Source organism: Geomicrobium sp. JCM 19037 (assembly GCF_000698105.1).
GTDB lineage: Bacteria > Bacillota > Bacilli > Bacillales > Marinococcaceae > Geomicrobium_A.
This window is the reverse complement of record NZ_BAWZ01000056.1, coordinates 1-17,709: the sequence shown is the minus strand read 5'-3', so window position 1 is coordinate 17,709 and position 17,709 is coordinate 1. Positions and strand designations below refer to the sequence as shown.

General features: G+C 45.2%; 22 protein-coding genes and 3 pseudogenes. 7 read left to right on the top strand and 18 right to left on the bottom strand.

The window, feature by feature from the left end; genetic code table 11:
- Both JCM19037_RS23760 and JCM19037_RS23755 read left to right on the top strand, forming a co-directional pair.
- Positions 1 to 462, top strand: a 462-nt coding sequence (locus JCM19037_RS23760; protein WP_193744838.1) for a sensor histidine kinase KdpD, incomplete at its 5' end; no start/stop codon positions are given.
- 17 nt (positions 463 to 479) lie between these two features.
- Positions 480 to 845, top strand: a complete 366-nt coding sequence (locus JCM19037_RS23755) for a HAMP domain-containing sensor histidine kinase (RefSeq protein ID WP_255357964.1) — start codon at positions 480 to 482, stop codon at positions 843 to 845.
- A 79-nt stretch (positions 846 to 924) separates the two neighbouring features.
- Here the strand turns inward: JCM19037_RS23755 and JCM19037_RS20965 are convergent, their stop codons facing one another.
- The 6 genes from JCM19037_RS20965 to JCM19037_RS20935 all read right to left on the bottom strand — a co-directional run bounded on the left by JCM19037_RS20965 (position 925) and on the right by JCM19037_RS20935 (position 5,657).
- Positions 925 to 1,128, bottom strand: coding sequence for a hypothetical protein (locus tag JCM19037_RS20965; protein WP_042404373.1), 204 nt, complete (start codon positions 1,126 to 1,128; stop codon positions 925 to 927).
- Positions 1,121 to 2,353 carry an MFS transporter gene (locus JCM19037_RS20960; protein WP_042404371.1) on the bottom strand — a complete coding sequence of 411 codons (1,233 nt, stop codon included), beginning with the start codon at positions 2,351 to 2,353 and terminating at the stop codon, positions 1,121 to 1,123. The genes JCM19037_RS20965 and JCM19037_RS20960 overlap by 8 nt, the downstream gene beginning before the upstream one ends.
- Positions 2,354 to 2,673: 320 nt before the next feature.
- The gene (locus JCM19037_RS26125; protein WP_052364170.1) at positions 2,674 to 3,777 is read right to left on the bottom strand and encodes a hypothetical protein; all 1,104 of its coding nucleotides are present in this window, start codon (positions 3,775 to 3,777) and stop codon (positions 2,674 to 2,676) included.
- Positions 3,778 to 3,922: 145 nt separating this feature from the next.
- On the bottom strand, positions 3,923 to 4,372 hold the full coding sequence (locus JCM19037_RS20945; RefSeq protein ID WP_042404368.1) for an NUDIX domain-containing protein: 450 nt from the start codon (positions 4,370 to 4,372) through the stop codon (positions 3,923 to 3,925).
- Positions 4,365 to 4,841, bottom strand: coding sequence for a histidine phosphatase family protein (locus JCM19037_RS20940; protein ID WP_052364169.1), 477 nt, complete (start codon positions 4,839 to 4,841; stop codon positions 4,365 to 4,367). The genes JCM19037_RS20945 and JCM19037_RS20940 overlap by 8 nt, the downstream gene beginning before the upstream one ends.
- Before the next feature lie 135 nt (positions 4,842 to 4,976).
- On the bottom strand, positions 4,977 to 5,657 hold the full coding sequence (locus tag JCM19037_RS20935) for a copper homeostasis protein CutC (protein WP_052364168.1): 681 nt from the start codon (positions 5,655 to 5,657) through the stop codon (positions 4,977 to 4,979).
- A gap of 130 nt (positions 5,658 to 5,787) precedes the next feature.
- Here JCM19037_RS20935 and JCM19037_RS27940 point away from each other — a divergent pair, with 130 nt between their 5' ends.
- Both JCM19037_RS27940 and JCM19037_RS20930 read left to right on the top strand, forming a co-directional pair.
- Positions 5,788 to 6,090, top strand: a complete 303-nt coding sequence (locus JCM19037_RS27940; protein ID WP_373901404.1) for a hypothetical protein — start codon at positions 5,788 to 5,790, stop codon at positions 6,088 to 6,090.
- Entirely contained in the window at positions 6,071 to 7,216 is a 1,146-nt protein-coding gene (locus tag JCM19037_RS20930) for an amidohydrolase family protein (protein ID WP_238544847.1), read from the top strand. Before JCM19037_RS27940 ends, JCM19037_RS20930 begins: the two co-directional genes overlap by 20 nt.
- A 336-nt stretch (positions 7,217 to 7,552) precedes the next feature.
- Here JCM19037_RS20930 and JCM19037_RS20925 read toward each other — a convergent pair.
- The 6 genes and pseudogenes from JCM19037_RS20925 to JCM19037_RS20905 form a co-directional block, all read right to left on the bottom strand.
- A pseudogene (locus JCM19037_RS20925) lies at positions 7,553 to 8,172 on the bottom strand (uridine kinase).
- A gap of 22 nt (positions 8,173 to 8,194) precedes the next feature.
- A complete protein-coding gene (locus tag JCM19037_RS20920; RefSeq protein WP_042404366.1) occupies positions 8,195 to 8,491 on the bottom strand; it encodes a MazG nucleotide pyrophosphohydrolase domain-containing protein in 297 nt (98 codons plus the stop codon).
- Positions 8,488 to 8,766 (bottom strand): VanZ family protein, encoded by a 279-nt coding sequence (locus JCM19037_RS23745; protein WP_081829491.1) that lies wholly within the window; start codon positions 8,764 to 8,766, stop codon positions 8,488 to 8,490. The genes JCM19037_RS20920 and JCM19037_RS23745 overlap by 4 nt, the downstream gene beginning before the upstream one ends.
- Complete coding sequence (locus JCM19037_RS23740) at positions 8,667 to 8,978, bottom strand: hypothetical protein (RefSeq protein WP_052364166.1); 312 nt, start codon at positions 8,976 to 8,978, stop codon at positions 8,667 to 8,669. Before JCM19037_RS23740 ends, JCM19037_RS23745 begins: the two co-directional genes overlap by 100 nt.
- A 12-nt stretch (positions 8,979 to 8,990) precedes the next feature.
- Complete coding sequence (locus JCM19037_RS20910) at positions 8,991 to 10,073, bottom strand: SDR family oxidoreductase (RefSeq protein ID WP_042404364.1); 1,083 nt, start codon at positions 10,071 to 10,073, stop codon at positions 8,991 to 8,993.
- A gap of 12 nt (positions 10,074 to 10,085) precedes the next feature.
- Positions 10,086 to 11,486, bottom strand: a complete 1,401-nt coding sequence (locus tag JCM19037_RS20905) for an aldehyde dehydrogenase (protein WP_042404362.1) — start codon at positions 11,484 to 11,486, stop codon at positions 10,086 to 10,088.
- Between the two features lie 190 nt (positions 11,487 to 11,676).
- Here JCM19037_RS20905 and JCM19037_RS29710 point away from each other — a divergent pair, with 190 nt between their 5' ends.
- The 3 genes and pseudogenes from JCM19037_RS29710 (at position 11,677) to JCM19037_RS29700 (ending at position 13,147) form a co-directional block, all read left to right on the top strand.
- Positions 11,677 to 12,177, top strand: coding sequence for an SLC13 family permease (locus JCM19037_RS29710; RefSeq protein WP_307189904.1), 501 nt, complete (start codon positions 11,677 to 11,679; stop codon positions 12,175 to 12,177).
- Positions 12,174 to 12,353 (top strand): annotated as a pseudogene (locus JCM19037_RS29705) (anion transporter); the annotation flags it as partial. The gene JCM19037_RS29710 and the pseudogene JCM19037_RS29705, both read left to right, overlap by 4 nt.
- Before the next feature lie 32 nt (positions 12,354 to 12,385).
- A complete protein-coding gene (locus tag JCM19037_RS29700; protein WP_307189903.1) occupies positions 12,386 to 13,147 on the top strand; it encodes an SLC13 family permease in 762 nt (253 codons plus the stop codon).
- A gap of 241 nt (positions 13,148 to 13,388) precedes the next feature.
- On the opposite strand, the gene JCM19037_RS20895 is transcribed toward JCM19037_RS29700, so the two are convergent.
- From JCM19037_RS20895 to JCM19037_RS30390, 6 genes and pseudogenes are all read right to left on the bottom strand, one after another.
- Positions 13,389 to 14,012, bottom strand: coding sequence for a response regulator transcription factor (locus tag JCM19037_RS20895; RefSeq protein ID WP_042404360.1), 624 nt, complete (start codon positions 14,010 to 14,012; stop codon positions 13,389 to 13,391).
- Complete coding sequence (locus JCM19037_RS20890; protein ID WP_052364165.1) at positions 14,009 to 15,064, bottom strand: sensor histidine kinase; 1,056 nt, start codon at positions 15,062 to 15,064, stop codon at positions 14,009 to 14,011. Before JCM19037_RS20890 ends, JCM19037_RS20895 begins: the two co-directional genes overlap by 4 nt.
- Before the next feature lie 97 nt (positions 15,065 to 15,161).
- Positions 15,162 to 15,443 (bottom strand): ABC transporter permease, encoded by a 282-nt coding sequence (locus JCM19037_RS27935; protein ID WP_238544850.1) that lies wholly within the window; start codon positions 15,441 to 15,443, stop codon positions 15,162 to 15,164.
- Positions 15,344 to 15,817 (bottom strand): hypothetical protein, encoded by a 474-nt coding sequence (locus JCM19037_RS20885; RefSeq protein WP_238544851.1) that lies wholly within the window; start codon positions 15,815 to 15,817, stop codon positions 15,344 to 15,346. The genes JCM19037_RS27935 and JCM19037_RS20885 overlap by 100 nt, the downstream gene beginning before the upstream one ends.
- Positions 15,814 to 16,542 carry an ABC transporter permease gene (locus JCM19037_RS20880; RefSeq protein ID WP_042404359.1) on the bottom strand — a complete coding sequence of 243 codons (729 nt, stop codon included), beginning with the start codon at positions 16,540 to 16,542 and terminating at the stop codon, positions 15,814 to 15,816. The genes JCM19037_RS20885 and JCM19037_RS20880 overlap by 4 nt, the downstream gene beginning before the upstream one ends.
- Positions 16,539 to 17,473 (bottom strand): annotated as a pseudogene (locus tag JCM19037_RS30390) (ABC transporter ATP-binding protein). Before JCM19037_RS30390 ends, JCM19037_RS20880 begins: the two are co-directional and overlap by 4 nt.
- Between the last annotated feature and the right edge of the window lie 236 nt (positions 17,474 to 17,709).

Genomic DNA, 17,709 nt, shown 5'->3' with positions numbered 1-17,709 from the left:
CAGCTCGGAGACGGTGATTTCACTCCTCCTGCTGCGTTCGGAAAAACGAAAAAGGGAGAATGGAAACGACCGTATCGTTTTTATCAAGAATTGTACCACTCACTCTCAAAACTTTCCGCACAGTTGGAACACAACAAAGCCAAACGAATTGAACTGGAAGCGAGTCGTGAAGCGTGGATTGCCGGATTGTCTCATGACATGAAAACACCTTTATCTTCGATACAAGGGTACTCGATTATGCTTTCAAACAAGGCGTACGAATGGGACAAGGAAGAAATTATTGAAGTGGGGACGACCTTAAATGAGCGGTCGAGTTTCATGAGCACGCTCATCGAAGACTTAAACTTAACGTATCACCTTGAAAGTAACCGAATGTTTCTTCAGAAACAAACGGTTCCCCTCGAACCTCTTCTTAACAAGAGCATCGAGCATTTGAACATACAGGTCAAACGATCGTCTTAGATCATGAATCAACAAATTTGATCGTTAATGTCGATCCTAGATGGTTCGTCCGTATGATTGGCAACGTGCTTGATAATGCCATAAAACATAACAATCCTGAAACACACGTCCGCGTGCGTACTGAACGGGTTGAAAATAACGCATTAACCGTTCACATCATTGATAACGGCAAAGGCATGAATGAAGAAACACTAACAAAGCTGTTTGATCGGTATTATCGGGGCAAATCTTCACAGGAGCGAACCGAGGGCAGTGGACTTGGAATGACAATTACAAAAGAACTCGTCCATCACCACGGAGGATCAATTGATGTCACAAGCAAGCCTGGAAAAGGGACCACCGTGTCGATACATTTACCGATTGAAGACGGTGAATCTCCGTAAAAAAAGACTCCGGTTGGCAAAAACTCTTTTCAATGAGGAAGTTATTAAAAAAGCAGTTGATGTGGCAAGTGTAGTCACATCAACTGCTTTTGTTATTGATTACGAAATTGATAATCCATAAACAGATGAGTTGCATTGGGACGAGCACCATACTTGTAATGCTTACCCAAAGTATATCGCCGGTAAGTATCGTGACCATTAACATTGCGAGAATAAATACACTAATTGCAATAATGATGGTTAAATAAAAGCTTCTCGGCAATGAACGAACCCATTCAACCATTACTGTTCCCCCCTTCTTCTTGAAAGAACGACTTGCGTTTAGGCGCCAACACAGACATTGCAAATCCGACACTCATAACGAGCATAATGACAGCAAGTAGTACAATAATAAGTCGAAGTGATATGAGATCAGCAAAAACCCCAACACCGAGAATAAAACCAACATGAAGCACGCTTTGAATTAACTGAAAAATACTCGTCACCCTGCCCATCACCGCGGTAGGAATGTTGTTTTGATAGAAAGTTAGGATTCCAGCATTCAAAAACACATTGAAAAAGCCTAGTAGAATAAATCCAACACTAATCGATGTGAATGACCACGAAAACGCATAAATCACATATCCACACGCCATCATGAAAATGCCGACCGCAATCATCGACCGAATTGATACCCGATTTGAAAAAATTGAGAGCGCAAACGCACCGACAACAGCACCGATCCCCGTTATACTAATGAGTAAAGTGTAATCCACTTCGGAAAGACCAATGACTTGCTGAACAAACACGACTTCTTGTGCATCCATTGCAAACGTGAACGTCGCCACGACAATAAACCCAAGATAAATGAAGGTCACATACCTGTGATTCGCCATAAATTCCTTTACGATAGAAAAATCACGCACGACTTGCCGCACTGTTAATGATGGAATTGCCTCACGATTCGTTTCTTCGGCTTTCGGTAGGAACAGCAAAAGTAGAGCTGCTAATATAAAGAAGCCAGCATTCAGCCACAACGTCAATTCTACAGTGCTCAAATAGATCAGCGCGCCGCCAATTGCAGGCCCAATAATAAATGCGCTAGAATCACAAAACGAACGGATCGCATTAAATCGCTTTCTCTTCTCTTTTTGCACCGTCATCGCAATGTATGTCATCGATGCTGGTGTATGGAACGCTTGAGCTACACTTAAAATGACAAGCACCCCATAAATGACGACCATGTTCGGGGCAAGCGGAATCATAAATATGAACAACGCACGCAAAACATATGTAACGAGCATAATATTTTTCTTGCTACGATAATCAATAAAACTTCCTGTCCAAAATTTCGTAGCGATATTAGTAAGTGGACCGATGATCCACAATCCAGCTACAGCCGCCGCCGAACCTGTTAACTGTAATACCATAATATTAATCGCTACTAAATAGACGAAATTACCCACACTTGAAATGCCAATTGCAAAAAGCAACAAACTTGGGTTTTTCCACCCTCCCGCTCCAGTCATGATGAATTCCCCTTTCTGCTATATATGAAAGGTTCTTCACCGACATACCCGCCCCCTGCAAACGGCACATACGTTCATAATTTTGTAGAAAATATGACTAAAGTCACTGCCGAATGACAATGACTTCACTTAAAAAATCCCCTAATGAAAGCACCAACATAAACGACCATCTCAACGAAAACCGAGAACCCATCTTGCTTCGTCGTTTTCTGTTTGACCCGACTCATGGTATCACCTCTATTTCATTGTTACCCAAAAAAGGAAAAGAAAAAACATTCTAACTTTTTTATGTAGAAAGGGAGCTTCTCCCTTCCTTAACGTTAAGCGATGCGAACGATGGACAACGCAGCTCCTTGCCCGCCTTGCAGTATTGCAGCTCCGAGCAATCCAAATAGTTGTAGTGTAATCGTATCTCCTGCAGCTAAAGTCACAATGAAATTCGCTGATGCGTTCGTAAGCGCAACGGTTGGTGAGACAACCGATTGTGGAATTGTCACTCCGTTTTGCAGTACCCGAGAACTGACTAACACACCCGCAGTGAACCGTAAGCTATACGAAATCTGGTACGTCCCCGCCCCACTGATCGTAAACTGTTCATTCGCAGCACCTACAGCCATGTTATTGAGTGACTGGTTGCTTGGCAACGGCACATTCGTACCACCAAGAATAACCGCGATGGTAGGAGCGGTCGTATTGGCAGCAAACCCAAACGTCGTAGTCGGGGACGGTCCTGTTCCTGTCGCTCCAGTAATACCAGTCACACCAGTAGCTCCCGTCGGGCCCGTCACCCCTGTTACACCGGTTGCTCCGGTTACTCCAGTAATGCCGGTTGCTCCTGTTGCTCCAGTAATTCCAATGCCTGTCGCTCCCGTAACGCCGGTTGCTCCGGTCACACCTGTAACTCCGGTTGCTCCGGTTGCTCCCGTTGCTCCCGTAATTCCAATGCCTGTCGCTCCCGTAACGCCGGTTGCTCCAGTCACACCTGTAACTCCGGTTGCTCCTGTTGCTCCAGTAATTCCAATACCTGTCGCTCCCGTAACGCCGGTTGCTCCTGTTAAGCCTGTCGCGCCAGTGACCCCAGTCACACCTGTCGGACCCGTCACACCTGTTGCTCCCGTTCCAGGGGCGCCAGTGGCACCTGTCGGGCCAGTTGCTCCGGTTGGACCTGTCGGACCGGTAGCGCCTGCACCTGGACCCGTCGGGCCCGTTGGGCCAGTGATCCCTGTTATGCCCGTGCCTGTCGGTTGCGTCGGAGACGTTGGGACCGTCGGACTTGTTGGGATTGTTGGAGTCGTCGGGGTCGTTGGGGTCGTTGGAAATCCCCCATTTCCACCACCCCCGACGATGCCTGGACCGTTGATTAGGTTGTTATTCACTTCAATTCCACGCCGACGGCGGCGATTGGATGGTCTTTCAAAGTTCATAAATGTGTACACCTCCAAAAAAGTAAATCCACACATAGCATATTCAACTTCAGGAGAAAGGACACATTTTTGAGGAAGTTTCCTTGATTTATAGACATAAGGCTATCACTTTATAAACTCTATTTTCCACTCTTTACTGTGACTTTCACAACTCACTCCACAAATCAGAAACGTAAGATTTCGTCTCGTCATGGGAAAGCGTCCCGACAAGTGTATGTTTCTTCACAAAGCGCACTCGCGTAATCTCTTGATCAACAGGTTGGAGGTGAGAAATCTTTCCTATAAACTCGACAAGAAACATCGTCGTTTCTTGTTTCTCAAAGCCAATCTTTTCTTGAATTGACTTTTCGAATTCAAAACTGAGCAGCCGTTCAAATTGTTTATGGATTCGGTATTTTGTAGAACCAGTCTCTTCTTTTAGTTCCCGTAATAAAGCGCTCTCAAGGTCAGCATCCCGCGCCTCGACGCCGCCTTTCACAAAATCCCATGCTGATGAAATCGTTTGTTTGCCGAGCGTTGTGTTGATGTTTGATTTATAAACGAGCAAATAGTTGTCCTGTTGATAAATAATTGCACCGACTGCTTTTCTAATCATTGTTCACCACACCTATGTACACCAACTGCTCGTTCAACTCAAAGTAAGTCATCGTTGAATGATGAATAAATGGAGGATCCCAAAACTGTTCTAGCGAATTGCCTTTCGCCATTTGCAGTAATGTTTCTATGACAATCGCATGTGTAACGATAAGAATGTTTCCTGAAACGTGTTTAATTGCTTCCAAAAATAACGCCACTCTCGTTCGTACGTCTTCAAAATGTTCACCATGAACAGGTGTAAACGTATGAGGGGTATTCCAAAATGCAAATGATTGTTTCGGGTACTTCTCATTAATTTCTGATTGAGTTCGCCCTTCCCACTCACCCATGTTCATTTCTTTTATACGTTCATCATACTGAACTGGGGCAAGGTGGTCGCCTCTAACAATTTGAGCGGTTGTGCGCGTTCTCAAGCTTGGGCTAGAGTAAATCGCATCCAGACTTAAACGAGCTAATCGTCCTTGCATACGCTTTGCACTTTCCACGCCGTTAGTCGTAAGTTCCGAGTCCGACCATCCTTACATTCTGTGCTCACGGTTCCATACCGTCTCCCCGTGCCTCATGATATACAGTGTTGGCATATTGATCGATCCTTTAATCTATTATTCGCATAACGCGCTAAGCTGTTGCACCTGTTCTAGTTCAAGCGGTTGGTCGAACGAGCGATCCACCCTTGCTGCGGTACCAATCTGATAGTATTTCGCATAGAGAAATCGGTGAATGTACGCTAAGTTATTACCAGTAATGCCTGAACACGGCATAATGACCGGCCCTTTTCGCTCCCATGACTGAGCCATCATCTCCCGTAAGACGAGCAATGCGTCTTCAGCTTTCGGTCTACCTCCAGATGTAAGCACATCGGTGACAAATTCTTTATAGTCACAAATTGCATCGTACGCTTCGTGGATGTCTACCGTATTATCGATCGCGCGATTAAACGTTAGTTTCATCCCCTTCGTTACGGGGATGACTTTCTCTAGAAATGTCCGATCTACGTGACCACTTGCGGTTAGTGCACCAACGACGATACCGTCTACACCGCCAAGTTCGGCAATTTCTTTGACCGTCTGTGCGATCTTCACTTGTTCCTCATCACAATATGTAAACGAACCTCCGCTCGGACGAATCATTACCCTTACTGGCACACCCACCGTGTTTATAACGCTTTCGATAACTCCAATATCAGGGGTTCTACCGCCTTCATTCATCGACGTCGCTAGTGCCAACCGCGATGCTCCACCTTCTTCGGCAACTTGTGCATCCGTTTCGTTCAGAACAACCATTTCCAGTGCGATACCAACCGCCTCCTCTTTTTATAGAGTCTAGCATACGTTCCATAAGCACTGTTAGAATTAACCCTCTTTTCTGACATATTTTTACGTTATAATGAATTAAAAAGGAGTGAATCCGTTGATGACTGGAGATTATTTATTTGAACACGCGCTGGTGATTACGATGGAAGGTACAGGTTTAGGCATCATTGCTGACGGGGCAGTTTGTGTAAAAGAAGATAAAATTGTCGCAGTAGGTGAAACTGCTGAAGTAAAAAAATCATATACTGCGCACCGTGTGATCTCTGCCCACAATAAAGTCATAATGCCTGGGCTGATTGACGCCATATGCATAGTGGGCTTGGTATTCTTCGCGGTGTTGCTCAAGACACCCACCATTGGATGGAAAAAGGCTTTGGCCGTTTATGCAATTTCTCACTGGTGAACAACGCACAGCTGGTTCACTCGTGAACCTTATTGAAGCTGTGAAAGCAGGAACAACGACGATTTGCGACTATGATGCAGGCATGACAAACATTGTCAAAAACCATGTCCAACTCGGTACGCGCGCTCGCGTGTGTGACATGATTAATGAAATGACAGAGTCAAAAAGTGAGGATCGCGAAGTCGGCGAATTGTATGCATTTGACCCTGCCGTTGGTGAACGTAAGCGGCAGTCTAACGTAGAGTTGTTTGAACAATACCACGAAACAGAAAACGGAAGGATTACGTGCCTTTTCGGTCCACAAGGACCAGATATGATGTCGCTAGAACTGCTGCTCGACATTCAATCGCTAGCAGAAAAATATAATACGGGGCTTCACATGCACGTTGCACAAGGCGATCGTGAAATCGATCAGATGCTTTTGCGTTACGGAAAACGAAGCATTCCATACTTAGAAGAACATGGGTTTTTAAACGAGCGTTTAATGGCTGTACACTTAACTGAAGCAACCGCAAAAGAAACGAAAACCGTCGCCTCCTCTGGTGCAGCAATGATCCTTTGCTCAGGTAGCATCGGCATTATTGATGGGATTGTTCCGCCAGCGAAAGAATTCTTAGAGACGAGCGACCGCTTCGCCCTTGGCTCTGATCAAGCCCCAGGAAACAATTGCAACAACATGTTTAATGAGATGAAATTCACATCAATCTTAAATAAATGCAAATACCAAGACCCAACATTATTTCCCGCTTGGCAAATGTTAAAAGCAACGACGATTAACGCAGCAAAGGCCATCGGTATGGACCATGAAATCGGGTCTTTAACACCGGGGAAAAAAGCGGACCTGATTATGCTCGACCTCCACTCTCCCGCACTCTTTCCACGCATCGATGGTCCCATTCGTAACATCGTGCCGAACCTCGTGTTCTCGGCAAGCGGGCAAGAAGTCGAATTTGTGATGATTGATGGCAACGTGGTTGTTGAAGACCGGATCGTGCAAACCGTCGATGAAAAAGAAGCGATGAGAAACGGTCAAAAACACGCCGACCAACTTGCCTCCTCCGCACAAAAGATTAGCGGAAAGCTGGATACACCGCTTGCTGGAATGATGAAGGACGGCTTGCTTTAAACTGAGCTAAAGTCGGGGAATAATGGAGATTATTCATATAGAATGAACGTAACATTTTCCTGATTTGCGCTGTTGGGGTTGGGTTGGAGGGGTAGCGCGGTGCTAGGTGAGTCATTTTGCGCGCGAGTTTCCCCCATGTGCGCGCAGTTTGTTCCAACTTGCGCGTAGATTCCAGGATGAAGTGCCAATGACACGTCGGCCCCAGCGGGGCCGACGCCAAATCGGACTCGGTTCGGCGCGGCTCGCGCCGACAGCTTATTGGCTCTTTACACTAAGAGCTGCCCGGATCACATTCTCCAATCAAAGAGGAATCTCATTACCTAACGTCATGCTTCTCTACGACCCAGTCTCATCCGAATTCCTTATTACGATATCGAAATGCTCACGGTACGGTGCATAAACAGGTCGTACTGAATGCGCCGTTGATAATGGGATTGATCCAAAAACTCATAAGTTCTGCCTCGTTCGGAGACGTCACGAACGCCTCTTCTCGCGAGCTCTGTCGCTTCGTCTGTATAAAAATAGATGAGCATGTCGTAAAGATCCAGATTTGTAAATGCGACACTCATACCTTCAACGATGCTTACGTTCGCCTCTGATGATATGAGCGTGCTTGGCATGTAATGAGTGTCCAACGTTTTAAAGGGAATGCCTTCTCGAATTTGGACAACGTCTCGCTCTAATGCCAACGTGTGGTGGGCATCCGGGTGACACGCCGTCATTTTAAACTGATGCAACGCGCCCTTATACTCATACGCAATGGTCGCATATTTGCGGACGGCTGAACTGATAATATACGGATCGGTATTAAGATAGTCCACGCTCGGGCCAAGTCTCTCCACGAGTTGCTCGGCAAATGTCGTCTTGCCCGCAGCACCGTGACCGGAAATACCGATGACTGACCGACCCTCCCTCTTATTGATGGATCGCATGATGTCTCTAACAATCTTTTCCAACCGTATCCTCCACACTTGGACGTTACCATTCCCGCCCATGATTAATTTTCATTTTTTCTTCAAACGATTTCGTTAAATCAATGTCATGACGATTGGCAATCTCAACAGCATTCCAGATCACATCAAATAACTCGTGACCTAGATTGTCACGAATGTCTGTTTTTTTGTCTTCACCGGCGAACTGAAGTTTTAGAAGCGCATCACTCACTTCCCCGACTTCACTCATCAAATAGAGGTAGCGCTGTTCATCCGTCACATCTTCAAATCCCTTTTCTTTACAAAACTCTTGTACATATTGTTGGAAATGCCCCAAGTTCATCGTTTTCCCCCTCTTTTTCGATAAAACTGTATGGCAATCATGAGACCAATGACGACCCCAATTGTATCTAGAAGTACGTCTTGCCACATCCCACTTCGGTCTGGATGAAAGGCTTGTCTCATTTCATCAAACGTTGCAAAGCCTACACCAATGAGCATTGTAATTGAAGCACTTTTCATTGTTGCAAAGCCGATCCCGTTAAAAAGTCGGTAGACGAGAAACGCGAGTACAGCAAAGACCGCAACGTGCGTCCCTTTGCGGACAAAAAATTCAATAAACCTGCCGCGCCTAACGCTTCAATGCTAATCACACTTGCTCCATATGTAAACGACACCCACCCAAACGTTTGACTGAACAACCCTAGTCCAGGAAGGCTGGCAAGTAAAGGCCGGATATCTTGCATCTCATAAGACATCGTAGAGCTAACAAAAATCAATACAAGCACCACCACGAGTGGGAGAATCAATCGTAGCCAATTTTGCTTCATCGTCTCCCCCCGTTATCGTTGAATATGCTTGTCTTTATCGTTTTTATGCTCGTAATAATAGTGAACCAACGCACCGACCGTCTCATCGAATGGGGTGCATACAATCCCACTGCCCTGTAAATCACGCTCCGCTTGCTCGGTATCGTAATCGGCATCGACTGCCGCATAAGCAAGTGCTTCTTTTTCCACTCGAAAATACTTCTCTAACGGTTTAGATAAACGGTTGCCAGCTAGCTTTGAAGCGATTCCCGCTTTTGGTGTCTTGCCTAAATAAGCTTCAGAAAGCATATGGAATACTTCGCGCATACTAAACGGATTCGGATCGGTGAGGTGATACGTTTTCCCTGCCCCAACATCCTTATGTCCTAAATACACGGCCGCGCTGACGACATAATCGACCGGCACAAAATTCCCTTTCGCTTCGCTACTTGCAACGAGCGGCACACGTGGCAAACGAAGTTGCCTAAAGCGCTCCAAAATGTTCAAATAAAAATACACACCGTCGAACTTTGCCGTCTCTCCGGTCACAGAATCACCACGAACGATGCCTGGTCGAATGATCGTTGTAGGGGTCGTTTTACTCACTTCTTCCACAAGCACTTCAGCGTCGTATTTCGTTTTTTCGTAATGGTTTTTGAAGGATTGTCCTCGAACGAGTTCCCTCTCTAAAATCGTACCTCTCCGGTCGCCTGAAACGTAGGCAGTACTAAAATACACGTAGCGTTTCAGCTGCTTAACACCTTCTGTCCAACGATTAACGTTACGAGTTCCATCCACATTCACGGCTTCAGCTTGTTTCTTTTTCACAGCCAAGTCGTAGATCGCAGCAAGGTGGAACACATGCGTAACCGAACGTTTCAAATTATGCGAAAGCTCCCGTGTCCATCCGAAGTCTCGTTTCGTAATATCTCCTTCAACGATCGTCACTTGGTTTTCAAAGAGCAAAAGCGACTCGGCAGCCGCTTTTGCCCGTTCCTTCATATCAGGAAGCACGAGTAAATAGAGATGGTCCACGTGTTCCGTTTGAATGATCTCTTTTACAATTCTGCTCGCAATAAATCCTGGATAACCCGTTATCAAATACGTATTGTCCATCTGTTTGCCTCCTTATTTCAGGAACTTCTTAATCAGACCGAGCTTGTTTTTGTACGGTGGGTACATAAACGACACTTTCACTTTTGAACTTCGCTTCGAAATGCTTTTCTTATGGCTAAACGTCTCAAAACTATACACCCCGTGATAATTACCCATACCCGAATCACCGACACCACCGAACGGCAAATGCGGATTTGCGACATGCATGATCGTATCGTTCACACAACCACCCCCAAACGACGCCCGCGCCATCACATCATCTTGAAGACCGTCATCTTCGGAGAAGAAATAAAAAGCAAGCGGCTTTGGCAACTGTTGAAACTCTCGAAGTTCAACATCTAAGTCTTGATACGTGAGGATCGGCAAGATCGGACCAAAAATCTCATCTTCCATCGACTTTGCGCCTTCTCGAGATGGCACGTCAAGCAGCGTAGGCTCGATATAACGGTCCGCTCGCTCAGATGCTCCGCCATAGATAATATAGTCTGCGTCCTCATGAATGAGCGAAGCAAGTCGGTCAAAATGACCGTCATTCACAATCCGGCCATAATCGGCATTATGCTGAATATCCGTCCCATAAAAAGCTTCGATTCGCTTTTTCATAAGTGCAACAAGCTTTTCTTTCACATCCTCATGGACGAGCACATAATCAGGCGCAATACACGTTTGACCGTTGTTTAGCAGCTTCCCCCACACAATTCGCTCTGCAGCTCGCTTCAAATTCGCATCCCGGTGGACGACCGCTGGGCTTTTTCCACCGAGCTCCAACGTAACGGGGGTGAGGTTTTTCGCCGCAGCTTCCATAACAATTTTGCCGACGGCTGTACTGCCTGTGAAAAAAATATAGTCGAATGGGGCATGGATAAGAGAAGAATTCGTTTCAACGCCACCTTCAATCACGCGGATGTACTCTTTGTAGAAAATCTTTTCCACCATGCTTTTTACGAGTCGACTCGTTGCCGGCGTATGCTCAGACGTCTTTAACACCGCACAGTTCCCTGCCGCAATCGCGCCAATTAACGGCTCAATTAACAATTGAAACGGGTAATTAAAGGGGCCCATAATAAGCACCGTGCCGTACGGTTCGTGGACGACGTAGTTTTTGGAAGGCTGCATAAACGCCGGTGTTTTTACTTTTTCAGGCTTTGCCCATTTCGGCAGTTGCTGAATGGCTTCTTCAATATCTGTAAGCACGATGCCAATCTCTGTCGCATACGTTTCAAATTGGTTTTTGCCAAGGTCGAGTTGTAGCGCTTCATAGATTTCTTCTTCTTGATTTTGAATGATTTTCTTTAATTTCTTTAGCTGGTCTAATCGAAAATCTATACTTTTCGTTGCACCTGAGTAGAAAAATTGTTGATGTTCTTTCAATACTTCTTCAGCTTCGGCTTGGGTTTTGAGATCCGCTTGCATGATAGGCCTCCTGTATTAGTATTTATCACAAATAAAAATCCCACTAAAAAGATATTGCTTTCTTTAAAGCAATACATTATGATCTTCTCATGCCTTAAGATTTACTATCTGATGAAAACGTTTTCAGCAAAAATGAACTACCGCTATTATAACATGAACCGATCGTTTGAATCGAAGAAAGAGGTGCTCTATGAACGAGACAACAAACCCACCATCCTCCAGCTATTCTAAGCGAAATATGATTGGCTTATTTTTAGGTCCAGCTTTATTCTTACTCACATATTTCCTTATTCCTGATAGCATAATGGGCCATGAGCCCCGCGTCGTTCTTGCAGTCACGATGCTCGTCGCGACATTCTGGATTACAGAAGCCATTCCGATGGCAGCTGCTTCCCTCGTCCCAATTGTGCTCATCCCTGTTCTTCAAGGAGCAGAAATGGGAACGATTGCGTCTGCTTACGCTAACCCGGTTATCTTCATGTACGCCGGTGGTTTCGTTATTGCCATCGCCATTGAAAAATGGAACTTGCACCGCCGAATTGCACTAGGCATTATCGGAATGATCGGCTCACAAAGCCAACGAATCATTCTCGGTATTATTATCTCGACAGCCGCCATTTCTATGTTTGTATCGAACGCGGCCACTGCTCTCATGATGCTTCCCGTTGCGGTTGCCTCATTAAAGAAGTGAAGGACAAGCAGATCTTAAGCGGAGATAACTTGCGATCATTTTCAAAAAGCATCTTGCTCTCTGTCGCTTATGCTGCGACGATCGGTGGTCTAGCAACGATCGTCGCCGCCGTTCCAAATGCTGTTCTTGCCGGAATCGCTTATGAACAATTAGGTCGAACTGTTACCTTTGTTGAATGGTTCATGTTCGCAGGGCCTGTTGCCTTCTCATGCTTGTCATTCTCTACTTTTACCTTACGAGAATTGCCTTTAAAATTACGAAAAATGATGAAGAAGGCAACACAGGAAACATCGATTTTATTAAAGAAGAAAAGAAAAAACTTGGCAAATTCAATTACAACGAGTTTATGGTATCCATTGCCTTCGGTCTCACCGTTCTTCTATGGGTAACGTTACCGTTTATTGAAGACCTTGATTTCATTCATGACGGATCCGTCGCCGTGTTTGGAGCTTTGCTATTGTTCTTTATTCCAAGTAACAAAAAAGGCGAACGCATTCTTGAATGGCAAGATATGACCCGTCTCCCGTGGGGCGTACTTATCCTCTTCGGTGGGGGTATGGCGATCGCCGCCGGGTTTAGTTCATCTGGACTCAACGAACATATCGGAGACTTGCTCGGCATGCTTCAAGGGCTAGAAGTATTCTTTATCATCTTGCTCTTAGTCGTCATCGTACTTGCAATTACAGAAATCTTATCCAACACTGCCGTTGCCAACCTTGTTCTGCCGCTTACACTCGGAATGGGACTTGCGCTCGGCATCGATCCATTGCCACTTATGGCTGCCGCTGCACTTTCGGCTGGTTCTTGTTACATGCTACCCGTTGCAACACCGCCGAACACAGCCGTATTCAGTGCCGGTTATCTCGAAATTGGCGATATGGCAAAAGCCGGTGTTTGGCTTAACCTTGCATCCATCGTCATCATCACACTCGCTGTCTACTACTGGATGCCTGTTGTATTCGGATTATAAAACAGAAAAACGAGACCCGAGCGGGTCTCGTTTTTGTTGTATGGGGGGGTTTTTCGGATTTACGTGTAAATCTGGCATGGATCCCCTCATAAAAAGACTCTACGGGGGGATTCCCGCTTTTTATGTGGAGATTTGCATGTTAAGCGTTCATTTTTAATAACGAAATCCCCACATAGGACGCTCTACGGAGGACGGCTTAAACATGAAGGTTTCACGATGCGAGCGTGTGGCGCGGCCACCTTCACCCCTGCCCCCGGAGCTTCCAATAATGAATGGCGAGCTGCGTTCGATCTCTTAGCTCCATTTTATCTAAAATGACAGAAAGTGTATTTCTCACTGTTCCAACGCTTAAGTACAAAGATTCAGCAATCTCTTGATTGGATAATCCTTGGGCAATCGCCTGGACAATCTCGTTTTCCCGCACTGTGAGTTGAGTAAACGATTCGCCAACTGCTCGTTTAGGCCCGATAATCTCTCTAAGTACATCGTTGTCTAACACCGAACTACCAGCGGCAACCGCACGGACTTGTTGAGCCATCTGATCGACGGGTGTTGATTTTAAAATATAACCAACCGCGCCAGCGTTTAGAGCAAGGCGAATGTTCTGTTCATCTTTAAACGTAGTAAGCATCATAATTCGCACATTGGACCATAACAATTTCACGTGTTCTGTGCATGTAATTCCATCCATATTCGGCATACGAATATCCATGAGAATTACATCGGGCACGTCCACCCTACAATGAGCGATCGCTTCCTCCCCATCGGCAGCAACACTCACAACCTCAATATCAGACTCTTTACTTAGCAAGAGTTGCAAGCTTTGTCGAACGAGCGGATCATCATCAACGAGCAAGAGCTTCACAGTTTATCCTCCTCTAACGGCAAGATACAAACGATCAAATATCCATCAGTCACATTTACGGATACGCTACCTCCAAAAGAACGTGCGCGCAACTTCAAATTACGGACCCCACTTCCTTCAGCCGCTGGCTTTGTACCACGACCATCATCTTGAATACTTAACCTTACGAAACGCTCCGTCACATCGAGCTGAACATTAACACGTGTCGCATCACTATGGCGAGACACGTTGGTGAGCGCTTCTTTTAAACACGGTTCAAGCAAACTCCAAAAATGAATCGGCACTTGTTCTGTGTTGCCAGTCTTTTGGAACGAAACCGGAATACGAGGATACTCTGCCGTAATTTGTTCTAAACGATCGGCACCTATTCTTGTCACCGGGGTCATGTCGTGAACGGTGTCTCTTAGCATTACTGTGCTTCTTTCAACCCTCTGCCTCACTTCGTTTAACATGTCTTTCGCATGTCGCCCTTCAAGTTGCTCATATGCCTGTAACGCCAGGTTGGCTCCCGTTAAGTCATGACCGACATGGTCATGTAGATCCCTGGCAATACGATTTCTCTCCGTCACTTCTGCGAGGTGTGCGGCATCACGACTCGCCTTTAACAATTCTTCTTTTACTGCCTCTAACTCATAACGAGCTTTTCGCTCCTGATCTGCTTCTTTTAACGATTCCGCACGCTGTACATCCGCTTCACCTGTCCACACTCCAAAAAGACCTGCTTGGAACAGAAACCATAATAAGAATAAAGAGTCCAATTGATAGACGACTAAAATGAACATAACGATTATCACATATCGATATTTTTTCCGCCTCATCATTTCAAATGCGGGCAGTAAAAGACCGTATGCACTGCTATCCCAAAAAGGAATAAACACCACACATAGTAAAAGGTCAATCATGATTGTCCAATCAGGCAGTTCAATTCGCCAACGGAGGCTGATCAGAACGGCAAAGATGAGTACGAACAGAAAGCCACTTAAGTCAACACCTTGCCCAATCCATAACGCAATTAAGAAGAAGATATTCATAAAGCGCCAAACATTGACCATTCGCATCACCCCTTTTCTGAATACTAAAACCCGTCTACCCCCCAGCTCAATAGCTGCGGGGGTTAAGCCTAACCAATTTTTCGAACACTGCCGATGATCAAAAGAACGTCCCATAGAGCATCAATACGCCATAGATGAGAAGAAGATCGACTGCATTCTCTCCTGACACAATCCACTCAATGCCTTCTACAAACCAATATGTCGGGAAGATTACAGCTACTTTTTGGAAGGTGTCGGGTAACATTTCTACAGGAAATATAACGCCTCCCAATATTGCCATTATCGTAATGACGGACATAAACACAAGAAATGACGATTCTTTGCTCCGATAAAATGAGTTCCAAGCGAGACTAATGCTAACCGATGTGAACGTAAACACCGTATACAATAGGAGCAAATGCCATGGATCGTGGAGCTCGTGTCCATAAAGCTGCCCCCATAAATAAAGATAGCACTTTGCCCGAACATAATGATGGCAAATGCAAGTAAGTTTTGCCATAAATATTGAAAGTGAGAAACTGGTGCAGCGGCAAGCCTTTTGACGACTCCTTTCTGCCGATCGTCAAGCATAATGCTCGTAAGACGAATGCTCACAAACAACATCAACACCCCAAAGTACTGATAACCAAGTGGAAGCAATGGCCAATATTGTTGGTCGGGCAGAAAGATCGCAGCTACGGGGAACAGTGTCAAAAATAGAATGTTCGTTCGATCTCTTAACGTGCGTTTAAGCGCGAAGGTAAAAATCGTCATGGCATTCGCCTCCGACCAACTAGGAACAGGGCAATTGAAACAAGTACAATAATTCCAATGAGAAGGCCCGAATTTACGATCGCTTCCATCGTTAAACCACTCCGCATATTATCAATGGAAGAATAGGCGAGCATAATTGGATTCACGTATTCATTAAACCCATTGATCAGTGTGTTGTCAGGCATTGGGAAAAACATGCCGGCTAGTAAAATGAGCCCTACACCGTAAATCTCACTTATTCGTTCAGCAATTTTAAAGTTACGCACCGAGAAGGTGAACACGAGACAAAGAATACTTGATAACGCGGACATGAGTGTAATGACTAGCATGGACCATGCAAAATCCCCCCAGTTCACGTCCCAAATAAAGGTCGTGTACCCAATAAGAATGGCACCTAGAACGATTGAATAGAGGATGCCGGCTAACATAATCGTGAAGGCGTAAAGCGTTGTATTCATCGGTAACGAACGTAGTCGATATTTGTACTCTGAGAAGAGATCACCATGCACGTAGTTCATCGTTACTGCTCCACCAAACAACTGAAAAGCGAGTACGAGCAAAACAACCGTTTCATTTCTCAACAACATATCACTTCCAGGTGCATCTCCAAGTACGATCGAAAACACTGTGACGAGCACAATCGGTATGACGAGCAATAGTAGCATCGTAAGCCAATCACGGCTCATTCGCAGTCCAATAAATCGAATCGTAACAAGCTCTCTCATTCCCGCTCATCCTCCCCGTCTCGGAGTTGTTTCCCAGTAAGTGTGAGAAACACATCTTCAAGATTCGGCTTTTCCGTTTGAATACCGACCACTCCGGTCGTTTCTTTCACAATGGAAAGCACACGATCCAGGTTGCCAGCACCAACGCTAGATATAATTTGAATCGTAGAGCCTTGCACATGAATGCGTTTTACTCCATCAAGTTTTTCAAGGCGTGGAATCGGGACATTTGTTACGTCATTCACATCAATGAGGATTTTTTCTTCATGCTGAATATTTTTAGTTAGCTCTTCCACTGAGCCTGCTGTTATAATTTGACCTTGGTCCATAATGACGACTCGACTAGCAATGGCTTGAACTTCTTCCATGTAATGTGTTGTATACAGAATTGTCGTACCTTGATCTCTCAACTTCTTCACAGCCTCCAGAATGTGATTTCTCGACTGAGGATCAATCCCTACCGTTGGCTCATCCATGACGAGAAATTTCGGGCGATGAGTTAGTGCACAAGCAATATTTAACCTTCGCATCATGCCCCCAGAGAATTTATTAGGTGACTGCTTCGCCTTTGAAGAGAGTCCGACAAACGCTAACGCCTCTTGCACCCTCTTTTTCTTATCTTCTCCTTCAAGTCCATACACCCCGGCGAAAAATTCGAGATTTTCTTTCGCTGTAAGTTCATGAAACACCGTTAGATCCTGGGTGACAAGCCCCATTTTCTCCTTATTTTTATTATGAAAAACTTTACCCCCTTCTCCAAAAAGCTGAATCGTTCCTTGATCAAAAGGAATAATGCCCATAAGCCGTGAATGAGCGTCGTTTTACCTGCACCGTTCGGACCGAGAAGCCCGACAATCTCACCTTCATGAATTTCCAGATCAATATAATCAAGTACGATTTGATTTTTGTACCGTTTTACAATTCCTTTCATCGACGCGATCGTCATCCAAATCACCATCCATTCGTTATTATCTGTATTATGATGGGATTGAAATACATTGAGTAGTTACATTTGTCATTAAAAAGAGGATATTATGTTTCACATAGCGATTGCATCCAATGTCATCACACTCGCTGTCTACTACTGGATGCCTGTTGTATTCGGATTATAAACATAAAAACGAGACCCGAGCGGGTCTCGTTTTTGTTGTATGAGGGGATTTTTGC

Excerpts from the sequence above, each read along its gene's own strand:
- JCM19037_RS20965 (WP_042404373.1), bottom strand. The coding sequence starts at position 1,128 with ATGGTTGAATGGGTTCGTTCATTGCCGAGAAGCTTTTATTTAACCATC.
- JCM19037_RS20960 (WP_042404371.1), bottom strand. The coding sequence starts at position 2,353 with ATGACTGGAGCGGGAGGGTGGAAAAACCCAAGTTTGTTGCTTTTTGCA.
- JCM19037_RS26125 (WP_052364170.1), bottom strand. The coding sequence starts at position 3,777 with ATGAACTTTGAAAGACCATCCAATCGCCGCCGTCGGCGTGGAATTGAA.
- JCM19037_RS20945 (WP_042404368.1), bottom strand. The coding sequence starts at position 4,372 with ATGATTAGAAAAGCAGTCGGTGCAATTATTTATCAACAGGACAACTAT.
- JCM19037_RS20940 (WP_052364169.1), bottom strand. The coding sequence starts at position 4,841 with ATGCAAGGACGATTAGCTCGTTTAAGTCTGGATGCGATTTACTCTAGC.
- JCM19037_RS20935 (WP_052364168.1), bottom strand. The coding sequence starts at position 5,657 with ATGGTTGTTCTGAACGAAACGGATGCACAAGTTGCCGAAGAAGGTGGA.
- JCM19037_RS27940 (WP_373901404.1), top strand. The coding sequence starts at position 5,788 with ATGACTGGAGATTATTTATTTGAACACGCGCTGGTGATTACGATGGAA.
- JCM19037_RS20930 (WP_238544847.1), top strand. The coding sequence starts at position 6,071 with ATGCAATTTCTCACTGGTGAACAACGCACAGCTGGTTCACTCGTGAAC.
- JCM19037_RS20920 (WP_042404366.1), bottom strand. The coding sequence starts at position 8,491 with ATGAACTTGGGGCATTTCCAACAATATGTACAAGAGTTTTGTAAAGAA.
- JCM19037_RS23740 (WP_052364166.1), bottom strand. The coding sequence starts at position 8,978 with ATGAAGCAAAATTGGCTACGATTGATTCTCCCACTCGTGGTGGTGCTT.
- JCM19037_RS20910 (WP_042404364.1), bottom strand. The coding sequence starts at position 10,073 with ATGGACAATACGTATTTGATAACGGGTTATCCAGGATTTATTGCGAGC.
- JCM19037_RS20905 (WP_042404362.1), bottom strand. The coding sequence starts at position 11,486 with ATGCAAGCGGATCTCAAAACCCAAGCCGAAGCTGAAGAAGTATTGAAA.
- JCM19037_RS29710 (WP_307189904.1), top strand. The coding sequence starts at position 11,677 with ATGAACGAGACAACAAACCCACCATCCTCCAGCTATTCTAAGCGAAAT.
- JCM19037_RS29700 (WP_307189903.1), top strand. The coding sequence starts at position 12,386 with ATGCTTGTCATTCTCTACTTTTACCTTACGAGAATTGCCTTTAAAATT.
- JCM19037_RS20890 (WP_052364165.1), bottom strand. The coding sequence starts at position 15,064 with ATGGTCAATGTTTGGCGCTTTATGAATATCTTCTTCTTAATTGCGTTA.
- JCM19037_RS20885 (WP_238544851.1), bottom strand. The coding sequence starts at position 15,817 with ATGACGATTTTTACCTTCGCGCTTAAACGCACGTTAAGAGATCGAACG.
- JCM19037_RS20880 (WP_042404359.1), bottom strand. The coding sequence starts at position 16,542 with ATGAGAGAGCTTGTTACGATTCGATTTATTGGACTGCGAATGAGCCGT.